The sequence below is a fragment of the Variovorax sp. V213 genome (assembly GCF_041154455.1).
In the GTDB taxonomy this organism is placed as follows: domain Bacteria; phylum Pseudomonadota; class Gammaproteobacteria; order Burkholderiales; family Burkholderiaceae_C; genus Variovorax.
The window spans coordinates 3485206-3498331 of sequence record NZ_AP028664.1 but is presented as its reverse complement, the minus strand read 5'-3'; the positions used below and the strand labels follow the sequence as shown (position 1 = coordinate 3498331).

The window sequence follows — 13126 nt, the reverse complement described above, 5'->3', positions numbered from 1 at the left end:
CTCGCACCATGAACCTCGCCATCTCCCGTCGCCGCTTCGGCCTGTTGCTTTCCGCTTCCGCTGCCCTGGCTGCGCAGGCGCCCGCGTTTGCCCAAGGCGCCTGGCCCGATCGACCCATCAGGCTGGTCGTGCCCTTTCCACCGGGCGGCGGCACCGATCTCGTGGCACGGGCAATGGGGCAGACGCTGTCCGAGCATCTGGGCCAGCCCATCGTGATCGACAACAAGCCCGGCGCCTCCACCATCATCGGCACCGACGCTGTCGCCAAGGCTGCGCCGGACGGCTACACGCTGCTGCTGTCGGGCTCGACGAGCTTCAGCGTGAACCCGGCCCTGCGCGCGAAGCTGCCGTACGACATGCTGCGCGACCTCGCGCCCATCGCCATCGTGGCGCGCACGCCGCTGGTGCTGGTGGTGGGCAAGGGCACGCCGTGGCACTCGGTGCCGGAGCTCGTCGCGGCGGCCAAGGCCAGGCCGAAGAGCATCCGCTATGCCACCTTCGGCTCGGGCTCGGCCCCTCACCTGGCTGGCGAACTGTTCGCGCTGGCCGCGGGCGTCCAGCTCCAGGACATCCCGTACAAGGGCAGCAGCCAGAGTTCGATGGCGGTGATCGGCGGCGAGATCGAGGTCGTCATCGACACCGTGGCTTCCGTGGCGCCGCATGTGCGCTCGGGCAAGCTGCGCGCGCTCGGCATCGTGGGCGTGACGCGTTCCGGCATGCTGCCCGAGGTGCGCACGCTGGCCGAACAGGGGCTGCCCGATGCCACCTTCGATGGGTGGTACGGCTTCGCCGCGCCGGCCCGCACCCCGGCGCCGGTGATCGACAAGCTCGCCCGCACGGTCGTCGTGGCCATGGGCAACCCGGCGCTGCAGGCGCAACTGCGCGCGCAGGGCATGGAGCCGGTGGCTATCGGCGCGGCGGCATTCCGCAAGCAGATGGAGGGCGAGATCTCGCGCTACCGTGCGCTCGCGCACCGCGCGGGGATCGTGGCGGAGTAGTTCAGGCCGTCATGAAGTCGCGCAGCGCGAACAGCACTTCGTCGGGTGCCTCGCTCATCAGTGCATGGCCGGCGTGCACCGTCACCACCTTGGCGTTGCGGGCCTTGCCCACCAGCGCCTTGGTCGCGCGCGGCGGCGTCATCTGGTCGGCATCGCCGAGCAGGAACAGCACAGGGCATTGCACGGCCTCGATCGCCTTCTCGCCGTTGGCGTAGTCGTTGCAGGCCTTGAAGCCGATGTGGAACACGTTGGCGTCGCGGTTGCTCGCGAGCACACGGCGCATCAGCGCGCGCGAGCTGCCGTAGAGCCAGGTGCCGGGGCCGAGCGAGGAGGGCGGCGGCGCGAGCAGCGAATGCGAGAAGGTGTTGACCATCGCGATGGCGCGTTGCGGATCGTTGAGCGCACCATCGAGCAGCGCGGGCGACACGGTCATCGGGTAGGCCGTGCCCACCAATGCGAGGTGGGTCACCCGTTCGGGCGCGCGTGAAGCGGCTTCGAGCGCAATCAGGGAGCCGAAGCTGTGGCCCACGAGCGCAGCCTTCTGCACACCGGCCGCGTCGAGCAGCGCGATGACGAACTGCGCCGCGTCTTCCACGCTGGCGGGTGGCGGGCCTTCGCTCTTGCAGTGGCCGGGCAGGTCGACCGCGAGCACGTTCCAGCCGTGGTTGGCGAACCAGCGGCTTTGCAGGATCCACACGCTGTGGTCGTTGAGCACGCCGTGGATGAAGACGACCGTGGGCTTGGCCGAATCGAAGGACTTGCCGCCTGCATAGCAATAGGTGGTGTGGCCGTTGACGGTGTAGTTCATGTCAGGCCCCCGCCTTTTCCGCAGCCTTCAGCGCACGCTTCAGATCGTCGATCAGGTCGGCCGGGTCTTCCAGCCCGATCGAAAGCCGGATCGTCCCCTGCGAAATGCCCGCACCCGCGAGCGCCTCGTCGGTCATGCGAAAGTGCGTGGTGCTGGCCGGGTGGATCACCAGGCTGCGGCAATCGCCCACATTGGCCAGGTGGCTGAAGAGCTTCAGCGCCTCGATGAAAGCCTTGCCTTGCGCGCGGCTGCCCTTGATGTCGAAGCTGAACACCGCGCCGGCGCCGCGCGCGCCGTGGCGCAACAGCTTCTGCGCCAATGCATGGCTCGGATGCGATTCGATCAGCGGGTGGCCCACGCGCGACACGAAGGGGTGGCTCACAAGAAACTCGACCACCTTCTGGGTGTTGTCGATGTGCCGTTCCATGCGCAGCGGCAGCGTCTCGATCCCCTGCAAGATCAGCCAGGCCGTGTGCGGGCTCATCGACGCGCCAAAGTCGCGCAGCCCCTCGCGCCGGGCGCGCAGCAAGAATGCACCGACCGTGCTTTCCTCGCTGAAGACCATGTTGTGGAAGCCGTCATAGGCCTGCGTGAGCTCGGCGAACTTGCCCGATCTCTCCCAGTCGAAGCTGCCGCCGTCGACCACCACGCCGCCAATCACGGTGCCATGGCCCGAGAGGAACTTGGTCGCCGAGTGGTAGACCAGGTCGGCGCCGTGGTCGAACGGCTTGATCAGGTAGGGCGAGGTGAGCGTGGAATCGACCAGCAGCGGCACGCCCGCCGCGTGCGCGATATCGCTCACCGCCGGAATGTCGAGCACGTCGAGCCCGGGGTTGCCCACGGTTTCGCCGAACAGCAGCTTGGTTTCGGGCCGGATCGCGGCGCGCCAGCCATCGAGGTCGCCGGGCTTCACGAACGTGGTTTCGATGCCGAAGCGCCGCATCGTGTAGTGCAGCAGGTTCTGCGAGCCGCCGTAGAGCGCGGTGCTCGCCACGATGTGGGAGCCGGCGCCCATGAGCGTGGCGATCGACAGGTGCAGCGCGGCCTGGCCGCTGGCGGTGGCAATGGCGCCGATGCCGCCTTCGAGCGCCGAAACGCGCTGTTCGAGCACCGCGTTGGTCGGGTTGCTGATGCGCGAGTAGACATGGCCCGCGCGCTCGAGGTTGAAGAGCGCCGCCGCGTGGTCGCTCGACTCGAAGACGAAAGAGGTGGTGAGATGGATCGGCACCGCCCGCGCGCCGGTAGCGGGGTCGGGCGCGGCGCCGGCGTGCAGCGCAAGGGTGTCGAATCCGGGGTCGGAATAGCCGGGCATGAGGACCTTTCTGGGTTCGTTCGCAATGCCCCGTTACGTCTGCTAATCATGCGCGCGCATCATGGGCGTGGGAGTCGGCGCCGATTGTGGGCTATATTCAAATCGGCACGCCGCCGAGAACGATTTCCGAGAGGAGCACCAGATGAAAGTCAGCGACATCCTTCGCGTCAAGGGCAACACGCTCTTCACTATCACGCCCGACGACCTGCTGGCCGAAGCCGTCAACACCATGGCGGAAAAGGACATTGGCTCCCTGGTGGTCATGGAACACGGCGACCTGGTCGGCATGCTCACCTTCCGGGAAGTGATCCTGGCCATCGTCGACAACGGCGGCCAGGTAGGCGGCACGCTGGTGCGCAAGGCCATGGACGACGCGCCCGTGACCTGCACGCTCGAAACCGACCTCGACGAGATCCGCCGCATCATGCTGGAGCGCCACGCGCGCTACATGCCCGTGATGGACAAGCGCATGCTGATGGGCGTGATCAGCTTCTACGACGTGGCCAAGGCGGTGGTCGACAGCCAGAACTTCGAGAACAAGATGCTGAAAGCCTACATCCGCGATTGGCCAGAAGAGCAATAAGCTCGCCCCCAGTCTTCGCGCACTTCGTGTCGCTGCGCCAGCCCCTACCGGGGGCAACACCAGAGGCCCGGCAAAGCCGGTTCCTCGGTGTTTCACGAAGGAGCCTGGCTGCGCCGGCCGCTCGGTTCGGGCGGTTTATTCCTTGATATTGGCCGACTGGACGATCTTCTGATTCCGGGCGTATTCGGCTTGGACGAACTGGCCGAATTGCTCTGGCGTGCCACTGCCTGGCAGGGCGCCTTGCTCGTTGAGCTTGCTGCGCACCTGCTCTTCAGCGAGCACGGCGTTCAGCTCCTGGTTGAGGCGGGCGACGATGGCGGGCGGAGTCTTGGCAGGGGCGAAGATGCCGGTCCAGCTCACCATGTCGTAGCCCTTGAGGCCGGGCATTTCGTTGAACGCGGGCACGTTGGGCAGGGCGGCGAGGCGCTGGCTGCCGGTGATGCCGAGCGCCTTCAGGCGGTTGCCGTTCACGTGCGGAATGGCGCTGGTGCTGACCAGCATCGCCAGGTCGACCTGGTTGCCGATCACGTCGGTGGCAATCTGGGCACCGCCGCGGTAGGGCACGTGGGTCACGAAGATGCCGCTGCGCTGCTTGAGAAGCTCCATGGCCAGCTGCAACACCGTGCCCACGCCCGAGGTGGCGTAGTTGTAGGCGCCGGGCTTGGCCTTGGCGAGCTTCACGAAGTCGGCATAGGTCTGGGCCTCGAGGCCGGGCCGTGCCACCAGCACCATCGGCGCGGTGTTGAGCATGCCGACCGGGGCCAGGTCCCTGAGCGGATCGAACTTGAAGGCCGAGGGGTTGACCAGCCGCCCGATGGCGATGGCGCTGTCGGGCCCCACCACCAGCGTGTAGCCGTCCGGCGCCGCGTTCACGGCCTTGGCCACGCCGATGGCGCCGCCCGCGCCGCTCACGTTCTCGATGACGACCGACTGCTTCAGCCGTTCGCCCAGCCGGGTGGCGACGAGGCGGGCGTTGACGTCCACGCTGCCGCCCGCAGTGTAGGGAACGATCAGCGTGATCGGCCTCGCGGTGGGCCATGCGCCCTGCGCGAGCACGATGGCGGGCAAGGCCGAACAGAGGGTTGCGGCAAGAAGAAGGCGGCGGGATTTGTTCATGGCGTGGGTCGTTCCTGGTGGGCGGGATGCGGTTCTTGCGCAAGGCGCGCACGCAGCGCGTCGAACTCGCGGCTCCACTGCGTGCGCCACGCGCGGCGCTGCGTATCGTCGATCCACGCGCCATCGAGCCCGTTGTGCATGAAGCCGCGCAGGTCGTCCAGCCCGAAGCCGAAGTCGCGCGCCATCATCAGCCATGCCTGCGTGGGCGTGACCTTGTGCAGCGTCGGATCGTCGGTGTTGGGGTGGATGCGCAGGCCCAGGCCGGGCATGCGGCGAATGGGGTGGTCGAGCGCCCAGCGCTCGGGCGGCAGCGTTCGCAGGTAGTACGAGTTGGTGGGCACCACGGTAAAGATCACGCCGCGCTCGGCGCACTGGCGCGCGAAGTCGGGCTGGTCGACCACCGTGTAGCCGTGGTCGATGCGGTCAACCTGCAGCATGTCGAGCGCGGTGCGCACGTTGGTCCATGGCATGCCGAACTCGCCCGCGTGCGCGGTGGCCTTGAGCCCCGCGCGCCGCGCCTCGGCGTAGGCCTCTGCGAACAGTTCGGGCGGCCGGTCGACCTCGCGATAGTCGATGCCGATGCCGATCACCTCGTCGCAGCGGTGGGCCTTGACCCACTCCACCATCTCCACGGCGGCCCCGGGGCTCGCCTCGCGGTCGATGGCGGCAATGAGCCGGCCCGCGATGCCGAACTCCTGCTGCGCGTCATGGATCGCGCGGACGATCGCGCTTTGCGCCATCGGATAGGAAATGCCGGAGCCGTGCACGGTGCCGGTCGGGTTCCAGAAGAACTCGGCGTAGCGCACGTTGTGGGCCGCCGCGTCTTCCAGGTATTCGCGGGTCAGCTGGTACAGGTCGCCGGGGTTGCGCACCAGCTGCGCGTCGAGCGCGCGCAGCACACGCAGCACGCCGACCGGTTTTTCCCCGCGCGTATAGAAGCCCTCGATTTCCTCGGCCGCGAGCGGCGAACCGGCGCGACAGTTGAGTTGCTTGAAGGTTTCGTGGCGCACCGTGCCGAACAGGTGGCAGTGCAGCTCCACCTTCGGAATCCCATGCAGCATGGATTCCAGCGTGAGGGGCGGCAAGGCAGGGCTGGTCATGCCGGTCAGTCTAGGGTTCGGAGCACCATAAGAAAAATTTTGAATTTCTATAATTTGATTCACTGAATCGATAACGGGATCGCCATGGCCTCCTTGCCGCTTCGGGCGCTCACCTTGCGCCAGCTTCAGTTCTTCTCGGTGCTGGTGGAAGAAGGGCACTTCGGCCGCGCGGCACGCCGGCTGGCCATCACCCAGCCGGCGCTGAGCAATGCCATCAAGCAGATGGAGAAACTGCTCGGCGCCGAGCTGCTGACCCGCTCCACCCATCGCCTGCAGCTCACGTCCGTGGGTGCCGAGGTGCTTGCGCGCACCGATTTCCTGGTCAACACCTTCGAGGTGGCCTTGCGCGACATCGAAAGCACCGTGCAACGCGGGCGGGCTTTCGTGCGCGTGGGCGTGATCCCGTCGGCCAGCGCGCGCGTGACGGCCGCGGCCAGCGAGTTTCTGGAGGCCGACGATCGCGAGGTCGAGATCGCCTGGCGCGACGCGCCCTCCACCATCTTGCTGGCCGAGCTGCGCAGCGGCCAGCTCGACATGGCGGTGGCTGCGATCACCGAGCCGCCGGGTGGGCTGGACTGCATCGACCTGTTCCGCGATCCGCTGGTGCTGGTGGTGCGCCGCGACCATGCGCTGGCCGCGGCCGGAGACGCGAGCTGGGAGGCCATCGGCAAGGAGCGGCTGGTGCTGTTCGAGAGCGGCAGCATGCCGGCACTCGGCAACCCGGCGCGCGCGCAATTCGAACAGGGGGCCGAGCCCTACCGCGTGAGCTATTCCGAAACGCTTTATGCGCTGGTGCGCAGCGGGCAGGCGCTGGGGTTGATGCCGCGGCTCTACACCTCGTCGCTGCGCGACCCCGAGCTGGTGGTGCTGCCGCTGCTGAAGCCGCGCGTCGAGCGGCGCGTGGTACTGGCCTACCTGCCGGGGCCGATGCGCAACGTGGTGGCGCAGGAGCTCATTGCGTTCCTGCGCGAGCGGCTTCCGCAGGCCGGCGAGGCCGCGGTGCGGCGTGTGGCGGCCAAGGGAAAGCGCAGCCGGCGCTGAAGCCGGCCGGCCGGTTCAGTACAGCTCGGCGGCGGCGTGGATGGTTTCGCGCACGCGCGGATAGATCTGTGCGTTCCACTTGCTGCCGCTGAAAACGCCGTAGTGCCCCACGCCGGCCTGCAGGTGATGAACCTTGAGGTACGGCCGGATGCCGGTGCAGAGGTCTTGCGCCGCCACCGTCTGGCCGACCGAGCAGATGTCGTCGCGCTCGCCTTCCACCGTGAGCAGCGCGGTGCGGCGGATGGCAGCGGGGTTTACCGTGCGGTCGCCCACGGTGAGCACGCCGCGCGGCAGGTCGTAGGTCTGGAACACGCGCTCCACGGTTTCCAGGTAGAACTCGGCCGGCAGGTCGTTCACCGCCAGGTATTCGTCATAGAAGGCGCCGATGGTGCGGGCCTTCTCGACGTCGCCTTCGACCAGGTAATGGACCATGTCCTGGAACTGCTTCTTGTGGCGCTCGGGGTTCATGCTCATGAAGGCCGAGAGCTGCAGGAAGCCGGGGTACACGCGCCGCATCATGCCGGCATGCGGCCACGGCACGTGGCTGATGAGGTTGCGGCGAAACCATTCGATGGGCTTGCTGGTCGCGAGCACGTTGACGCCGGTGGGGTTGATGCGGCAATCGACCGGGCCGGCCATCAGCGTGAGGCTGCGCGGCGTGGCGGGGTTGTCGTCTTCGGCCATCAGCGCCGTGGCGGCCAGCGCGGCCACGCAGGGCTGGCAGACCGCGACCATGTGCACGCCCGGGCCGATGGCTTCGAGGAACCGGATGACCTGCAGCGTGTAGTCGTCGAGGCTGAAGCCGCCATGCCACAGCGGCACGTCGCGCGCGTTGTGCCAGTCGGTCAGGTACACGTCGTGGTCGCGCAGCAGGGTACGCACGGTTTCGCGCAGCAGCGTCGCGAAATGGCCCGACAGTGGTGCGACCAGCAGCACGGGCGGATGCACGGCCTGCGTGTCCTTGCGGAAATGCAACAGCGTTCCGAAGGGCGAGACCAGCGCCTTCTCTTCGTGCACCGCGGTTTCCACGCCGTCGACCGGCACGCTGGCGATGGCGTAGTCGGGGCGCGAATGGGTCAGCCGCATGCGCGAAAACACGTCGAGCTGCGCGGCCATGCGCCGCAACATGGTGCGTTCGGTGCCCTCTTTCCAGAGCGCCTGGCCGAGGTACTGGGCTGCGAGCCGGGAGGGCGAGAGCAGGTCGGCTTGGTTCTGGTAGGCCCGATACAACATGAAAGTAGTACAGGCAAGTTGCGGGCCAAGCGGTGGCACAGGCCTTGCACGGCCATGGGAGCCAACCGGCAGCAAGCAGTCCGTCCAGGAGATCCACGATGGCCAAACCCGTTCTCACGATCAGCAGCAGGAACTACGGCGCCTGGGCATTGCGGGGCTGGCTGATGTGCAGGCTGGCCGGGCTCGACTTCAGCGAGAAGATCATTCCGCCCGACGACCCGGCCATGAAGGCCGAGATGCTGCTGCTCTCCTCGTCGATGCTGGTGCCCTCGCTGCAGCACGGCAACGTCAAGGTGTGGGACACGCTGGCCATCGGCGAATACCTGAACGAGATCAAGCCCAAGGGCGCGCTGCTGCCGGCCGACATCCAGGCCCGCGCGCACTGCCGCGCCATCTGCGGCGAGATGCATTCGGGCTTCGCTTCGATGCGCGGCGCATTGCCGATGAACATCAAGGCCCGGTTCCGCGGCTTCAAGATCTGGTCGCGCGCGCAGGCCGACATCGACCGCATCGTCGCCATCTGGCGCGAATGCCTGAAGACCTACGGCGGCCCCTTTCTCTTCGGCAAGCAGCCGGGCATGGCCGATGCCATGTATGCGCCGGTGGTCACGCGCTTCCTGAGCTACGACGTGCCGCTGGACAGCGTCTGCGCCGCGTACTGCAAGCGCGTGATGGACTTGCCCGCCATGCAGGAGTGGGTGGCCGCCGCGAAGGAAGAGCCCGAGGAAATCGACGAGCTCGATGCGGAGTTCTGACTCTCGTGGAGTGCCGGTCAGCGCCGGAACATCCGCAGGTCGAGCGGGCTTTCTTCGCCAAGCCACATGGCATGCGCCGTGTGGTCGGCAAAGTCGTCGCCCGTGACGCCGTGCACGAAGATGTCGAGGCCGTCGCGATGGGCCTCGAGCCATTCGATCACCTGGTCGAACTCGGCGGCGTCGAAGGCCAGCTGGCAGCTCCAGTGCGTGTGCGGGCCGACCAGCCGCTCGTGCACCCGGCCGACCACCACCATCAGCTCCCGGCCTGCCTGCTCGCACAGCTGCCTTGCCTGCGCCACCGTGGCGGGGCCGAAGTAGACGTGGGCGTGGTATTGCGGATAGAGGTTCTCGGGGCGGCGCGGCATGATGCGGTCATTGTGAACCCAACCGGAAGCGGCCGCTGTAGCGGAACACGTCGCCGAACCAGCGATGGCGCAACACCATCTTCATGGTGAAGCGGTCGGCATCGTCCGGGTCGGGCCGCTCCTCGACGTAGGCGGTTCCCATCAACAGGCCGAGCGGCAGCGGCAGGTGCAGCCGGCCAAGGCGCCAGACGTAGCCCAGGTCGCGAAACACCAGCGCGCCTTCTTCCGCGCTCACCGCCAGGCGCATGCCGAGGCCGAAGCGCACGTATTCGATCACCTCGCCCCCGCCCGCGGGCGCCTGTGCCATGTGCGAGCGAAAGTGGAAGGGCGCGCGGCCCTCGAAGCTGAAGACGCGGTCCCAGTACAGGAGCGCGTTGCCGGGCCGGCAGCGGTAGTGCACTTCGATGGGCACGCCGGTGCCGGTGTAGGGAACGAGCGCACCGAACAGGCGGCCGAAGGGCATCAGCACCCGCGCCCAGGGCGCATGGTGCACCTCGTCCATCGTGCCGCGCACGCAGACGTGGGCATTCGAGAACGGCGCCATCGTGTAGTGCCGTCGGATCACGTCGCCCAGCTGTTCCCAGCCCGGGCCGAGCGCCTGCTGGAAGACGGGGCGCATGTCTTTCATGCGGCCGCCGCGGCGGTCTCGCTGCGCGCCTTGTAGAAGCGCAGGATGTGCTCGGAGAAGTCGCCCAGCAGAAACTGCGCCACGCGGTCGGCATACCAGTTGAAGCGCGTGCTCACGCGCCAGGAGACGTCGATGCGAAGCTCCGTGCCGCCGTCGCGCGGCGTGAGTGTGTAGGCCGAATCGCGCAGGTCGAAATAGTGGCCGCCGATGACCACGTGGTCGTCCAGCGCGCCGGCGGGGAAAGAGTCCGGCGAAAAGCGGTAGCGCCAGCTCACGCGCTGCAGCGGCTGCCACTCGGTGATGACCTCCTCGAAGTGCACGTCCTTCTGCCACTGCACCTTGCGCACGCGGCCTTCGGCGGTGTCTTCGGTCAGGGCGCCCACCGGCATCGGCACGCCGATGCGATAGGCCCAGGCATCGCCGACTTCGCTCGGCCGGATGTCACGCACTTCGTTGAGTTCATGCCACACGCGCTCGGCAGGCGCGGCGATGAAGAGCGTGCGCGAGGTGTTCGAGATCTGTTCCGGGTTGGGCCAGTGCGGCTCGACCGCACCCAGTGCCAGCGGCAGCACCGCGAAGCCGTAGAGCGCAGGCCTCGGCCAGTTGGTGATGCGGCAGACAATGCCCATTGCGAGGCCGCCTAGGCTGCCCATCACGCCGAACAAAGGCACGATGACGACGGCGCAGACCATCCCCTCGATGAACACCAGCAGCGTGCCGACGACGAACAGCGCGGTCGAGACCCACGGCGCCCAGATGTAGTAGCCCCAGCTGCGCCGCTCGATGCGCTCGGCCATGTAGACCGTGACGGCGCCGCACACCGCGGGCGCAAGATAGATGAAGGAGCCGAGCATGGCCGAGAAGCGCTGGCCCGGCAGGCCGCTGAAGGCGATGCGCAGCACCAGGGCTGCCGCGGCGCCGACGAGCAGCGGCCAGAACCATGCGAAGGGCATTGGGCGTGCGGGCATGTCGCGTACCTGCGCGGCATCGGCCTCGATGGGTGCCAGTTTCAGAGGGCCGGCTTCGGCGGGTTCGGTGCTCATGGAAGTTCTTCTCCTCGTGTGTTGTGTTTTGTGTCGGATTCGACAGGCGTTCAGCCGCTGCGCTTCGCAGTCACCATGCAGTAGTCGAAGTCGCGCCAGAAAAGGCCCAGCGCCAGCGCGCAATAACTGGCCACGATGTGCTTGCGGCGCCAGGGGCTCAGCCTGCCGCGCGCCTTCCAGAGTTCGGCCAGCGCAAAGCGCGTGGCAAGCGCCGGAATGTGCAGCGCACTGGGCGCCACGCGCCAGCGCAGCGACCGAACCTCGATTTCTTCGAATCCGTTATGACGCAGCGCCTCGACGAAATCGCCGCGCACGGCAAGCGTGGGCACGGCCCAGCTGTCGGCCCACAGGCGGTGCAGCCAACCGGCAAGCCGGCCCGGCCGGTGCCGCAGCAGGAAGCCGTCGACCACCGCCAGCCGCGCACCCGGCTTCAGCAGGCGGGCCGCCTCGCGTACGAAATCGGCCTTGGCCGTGCCGCTGGCGTAGCAGGCGCTTTCCACGGCCCAGGCGCCATCGGCCTTTGCGGTGGGCAGGCCGGTGCGCGTGTAGTCGGCTTCGATGTGCGCCATGCGGTCGGCCACGCCGGCACCCGCGTCGAGCCGCACGGAAATGCTGTTCTGCACCGGCACGTTGGTGACGGTGACGGCATATAGCAAAGGGTCGTCTCCCACCAGCGTGCGCGCGGTAGCGCCGGCGCCGCAGCCGAGGTCGATCACGCATCGGCGCCGCGGCGCCTCCTGGGTGGCCGGGGACTCGTCGAGCTTCAGCGCGCGGCCGACCGCGCGGTTCATTTCCACCAGCATGCCTTCGCGCCGCAGCGGGTTCAGCCCGAGCCGCCAGAAGCCGAAGTGCATGTTGTAGCTGGGGCTCCATGCGCGGTAGTCGTCCGCCACCTCGGTGAAATAGTTCTGCGTGTCGGCCTTGGTGATGGGCAGCGCGGCTTCGGGCGAGGGCGCTTCGGACGCACCGGCCGTTCGAGGCATGCGGAAATCGGGCTGGAAGACATTCGGCATGAGAACTCCTTTTTCAGATCCGGCAGTTGCCGCCCGCGCAGGTGCGGGACGACCGCGCCGCCTTGCCGGCGAGCACGGCCACCAGCCAGCGCGGCAGCCGGTAGCGGTTGCGCGCCAGCACGGCATAGGCGCGGTCGGCGAGCGGCGCGACCCACGGCAGGTCGAGCAGGAAGCTGCCACTCGGCAACCCGACGGCGTCGCGGCAAGCCCGGATGGCTGGAACGCCGACGAACACCTGGCCTGCCGCGTCGACCACGTGGATGGCCGTCATCAACGCCTCGCGCGGCGCCGGTCCCGCATCGAACCCGGCGGGCGAGCAGTCGACGAGTTCCAGCCGGGCCGCTGAATCCCGCGCCTTCATTGCGCTCATTTCCGCCGTGCAGAGGATGCAAGTGGCGTCGAAGTACACGGTGAGCGGGTAGGCGGCGGTGCTGTGCATGTTGGTTTTCGTTGTTTCTGTCAAAACAGAAATAATCAGGCAAAAAAAAGAGAACTCAGATCATGGGCAGGCTGGCGTGATGAGCGTCGGGGTCGTCGTCGTCCTTCTTCGCGGCCGGAGTCGTGGGCGCCGGGGCATCCCCGCGAACGAACTTCTGCACGCTGGCGCCGAGTGTCAGCACCTTGTCGAGGGTGCCCGGCGAGAGCCGCAGCATCTCGTCGGCCCAGGTGGCGAGCTTGCTCATCAGGTCCATGGTGGAGCGGATGCGGTCTTGCGCGTCGGCGGGCTCCTTCAGGAAATCGGGGCTGGAGACGATCTCGCGCAGCACGCGGATGGTGGGGTCGAACTCGCGCTCCTTGCGCTCCCGCACCACGGTGCGGAACAGCTCCCACACGTCGACGCTGGTTTCGAAATAGTCGCGCCGGTCGCCCAGGATGTGGGTGACGCGCACCAGGTTCCACGCCTGCAGTTCCTTCAGGCTGTTGCTCACGTTGGAGCGGGCCACGCCGAGCGTCTCGGAGAGTTCTTCCGCATGCATGGGCTTGCCGCGTGCGAAAAGCAGCGCATGGATTTGCGAGACCGTGCGGTTGACGCCCCACATCGAGCCCATTTCTCCCCAGTGGAGAACGAACTTGCGTTGGATGTCGGTGAGTTCCATGCCTTGAAGTCTAGGATTTTAGAAATTTCTGTCA

General features: G+C 67.5%; 15 protein-coding genes. 4 read left to right on the top strand and 11 right to left on the bottom strand.

The features are described 5' to 3' along the window. Positions 1–8: 8 nt before the first annotated feature. Positions 9–998, top strand: coding sequence for a Bug family tripartite tricarboxylate transporter substrate binding protein (locus ACAM55_RS16665; protein WP_369652613.1), 990 nt, complete (start codon positions 9–11; stop codon positions 996–998). Position 999: 1 nt separating this feature from the next. Here ACAM55_RS16665 and ACAM55_RS16660 read toward each other — a convergent pair whose 3' ends face one another. After that, the gene (locus ACAM55_RS16660; protein WP_369652612.1) at positions 1000–1806 is read right to left on the bottom strand and encodes an alpha/beta fold hydrolase; all 807 of its coding nucleotides are present in this window, start codon (positions 1804–1806) and stop codon (positions 1000–1002) included. Between the two features lies 1 nt (position 1807). After that, positions 1808–3118: an O-acetylhomoserine aminocarboxypropyltransferase gene (locus tag ACAM55_RS16655; protein WP_369652611.1), complete on the bottom strand. Its 1311-nt coding sequence runs from the start codon at positions 3116–3118 to the stop codon at positions 1808–1810. 142 nt (positions 3119–3260) lie between these two features. On the opposite strand from ACAM55_RS16655, the gene ACAM55_RS16650 reads away from it, so the two are divergent. Next, positions 3261–3701 (top strand): CBS domain-containing protein, encoded by a 441-nt coding sequence (locus ACAM55_RS16650; RefSeq protein ID WP_055799807.1) that lies wholly within the window; start codon positions 3261–3263, stop codon positions 3699–3701. Positions 3702–3836: 135 nt separating this feature from the next. Here ACAM55_RS16650 and ACAM55_RS16645 read toward each other — a convergent pair whose 3' ends face one another. Continuing rightward, positions 3837–4817: a Bug family tripartite tricarboxylate transporter substrate binding protein gene (locus ACAM55_RS16645; RefSeq protein WP_369652610.1), complete on the bottom strand. Its 981-nt coding sequence runs from the start codon at positions 4815–4817 to the stop codon at positions 3837–3839. Next, complete coding sequence (locus ACAM55_RS16640; RefSeq protein ID WP_369652609.1) at positions 4814–5917, bottom strand: adenosine deaminase; 1104 nt, start codon at positions 5915–5917, stop codon at positions 4814–4816. The genes ACAM55_RS16645 and ACAM55_RS16640 overlap by 4 nt, the downstream gene beginning before the upstream one ends. An 84-nt stretch (positions 5918–6001) precedes the next feature. Between ACAM55_RS16640 and ACAM55_RS16635 the strand changes: the two genes are divergently transcribed. Further along, positions 6002–6958, top strand: a complete 957-nt coding sequence (locus tag ACAM55_RS16635; RefSeq protein ID WP_369652608.1) for a LysR family transcriptional regulator — start codon at positions 6002–6004, stop codon at positions 6956–6958. Positions 6959–6973: 15 nt separating this feature from the next. On the opposite strand, the gene ACAM55_RS16630 is transcribed toward ACAM55_RS16635, so the two are convergent. After that, the gene (locus ACAM55_RS16630) at positions 6974–8191 is read right to left on the bottom strand and encodes a polyhydroxyalkanoate depolymerase (protein WP_369652607.1); all 1218 of its coding nucleotides are present in this window, start codon (positions 8189–8191) and stop codon (positions 6974–6976) included. Between the two features lie 98 nt (positions 8192–8289). Here ACAM55_RS16630 and ACAM55_RS16625 point away from each other — a divergent pair, with 98 nt between their 5' ends. Beyond that, entirely contained in the window at positions 8290–8946 is a 657-nt protein-coding gene (locus ACAM55_RS16625) for a glutathione S-transferase (RefSeq protein ID WP_369652606.1), read from the top strand. A gap of 17 nt (positions 8947–8963) precedes the next feature. Here ACAM55_RS16625 and ACAM55_RS16620 read toward each other — a convergent pair whose 3' ends face one another. From ACAM55_RS16620 to ACAM55_RS16595, 6 genes are read right to left on the bottom strand one after another with little or no spacing between them, the layout of a single operon-like run. After that, positions 8964–9311 (bottom strand): DOPA 4,5-dioxygenase family protein, encoded by a 348-nt coding sequence (locus tag ACAM55_RS16620; RefSeq protein WP_369652605.1) that lies wholly within the window; start codon positions 9309–9311, stop codon positions 8964–8966. 7 nt (positions 9312–9318) lie between these two features. Continuing rightward, positions 9319–9939, bottom strand: coding sequence for a DUF4166 domain-containing protein (locus ACAM55_RS16615; RefSeq protein WP_369652604.1), 621 nt, complete (start codon positions 9937–9939; stop codon positions 9319–9321). Next, a complete protein-coding gene (locus ACAM55_RS16610; RefSeq protein ID WP_369652603.1) occupies positions 9936–10982 on the bottom strand; it encodes an SRPBCC domain-containing protein in 1047 nt (348 codons plus the stop codon). Before ACAM55_RS16610 ends, ACAM55_RS16615 begins: the two co-directional genes overlap by 4 nt. A 50-nt stretch (positions 10983–11032) precedes the next feature. Then, entirely contained in the window at positions 11033–11995 is a 963-nt protein-coding gene (locus ACAM55_RS16605; RefSeq protein WP_369652602.1) for a cyclopropane-fatty-acyl-phospholipid synthase family protein, read from the bottom strand. A 13-nt stretch (positions 11996–12008) separates the two neighbouring features. Beyond that, entirely contained in the window at positions 12009–12434 is a 426-nt protein-coding gene (locus ACAM55_RS16600) for a thiol-disulfide oxidoreductase DCC family protein (protein ID WP_369652601.1), read from the bottom strand. Positions 12435–12489: 55 nt separating this feature from the next. Next, entirely contained in the window at positions 12490–13092 is a 603-nt protein-coding gene (locus tag ACAM55_RS16595; protein WP_369652600.1) for a GbsR/MarR family transcriptional regulator, read from the bottom strand. Positions 13093–13126 lie beyond the last annotated feature (34 nt).

What these genes read in the sequence shown, in the direction of transcription:
- ACAM55_RS16635 (WP_369652608.1), top strand. Translation starts at nt 6,002, where the DNA reads ATGGCCTCCTTGCCGCTTCGGGCGCTCACCTTGCGCCAGCTTCAGTTC.
- ACAM55_RS16655 (WP_369652611.1), bottom strand. Translation starts at nt 3,118, where the DNA reads ATGCCCGGCTATTCCGACCCCGGATTCGACACCCTTGCGCTGCACGCC.
- ACAM55_RS16615 (WP_369652604.1), bottom strand. Translation starts at nt 9,939, where the DNA reads ATGAAAGACATGCGCCCCGTCTTCCAGCAGGCGCTCGGCCCGGGCTGG.
- ACAM55_RS16625 (WP_369652606.1), top strand. Translation starts at nt 8,290, where the DNA reads ATGGCCAAACCCGTTCTCACGATCAGCAGCAGGAACTACGGCGCCTGG.
- ACAM55_RS16645 (WP_369652610.1), bottom strand. Translation starts at nt 4,817, where the DNA reads ATGAACAAATCCCGCCGCCTTCTTCTTGCCGCAACCCTCTGTTCGGCC.
- ACAM55_RS16620 (WP_369652605.1), bottom strand. Translation starts at nt 9,311, where the DNA reads ATGCCGCGCCGCCCCGAGAACCTCTATCCGCAATACCACGCCCACGTC.
- ACAM55_RS16600 (WP_369652601.1), bottom strand. Translation starts at nt 12,434, where the DNA reads ATGCACAGCACCGCCGCCTACCCGCTCACCGTGTACTTCGACGCCACT.
- ACAM55_RS16605 (WP_369652602.1), bottom strand. Translation starts at nt 11,995, where the DNA reads ATGCCGAATGTCTTCCAGCCCGATTTCCGCATGCCTCGAACGGCCGGT.
- ACAM55_RS16660 (WP_369652612.1), bottom strand. Translation starts at nt 1,806, where the DNA reads ATGAACTACACCGTCAACGGCCACACCACCTATTGCTATGCAGGCGGC.
- ACAM55_RS16640 (WP_369652609.1), bottom strand. Translation starts at nt 5,917, where the DNA reads ATGACCAGCCCTGCCTTGCCGCCCCTCACGCTGGAATCCATGCTGCAT.
- ACAM55_RS16630 (WP_369652607.1), bottom strand. Translation starts at nt 8,191, where the DNA reads ATGTTGTATCGGGCCTACCAGAACCAAGCCGACCTGCTCTCGCCCTCC.
- ACAM55_RS16665 (WP_369652613.1), top strand. Translation starts at nt 9, where the DNA reads ATGAACCTCGCCATCTCCCGTCGCCGCTTCGGCCTGTTGCTTTCCGCT.
- ACAM55_RS16650 (WP_055799807.1), top strand. Translation starts at nt 3,261, where the DNA reads ATGAAAGTCAGCGACATCCTTCGCGTCAAGGGCAACACGCTCTTCACT.
- ACAM55_RS16610 (WP_369652603.1), bottom strand. Translation starts at nt 10,982, where the DNA reads ATGAGCACCGAACCCGCCGAAGCCGGCCCTCTGAAACTGGCACCCATC.
- ACAM55_RS16595 (WP_369652600.1), bottom strand. Translation starts at nt 13,092, where the DNA reads ATGGAACTCACCGACATCCAACGCAAGTTCGTTCTCCACTGGGGAGAA.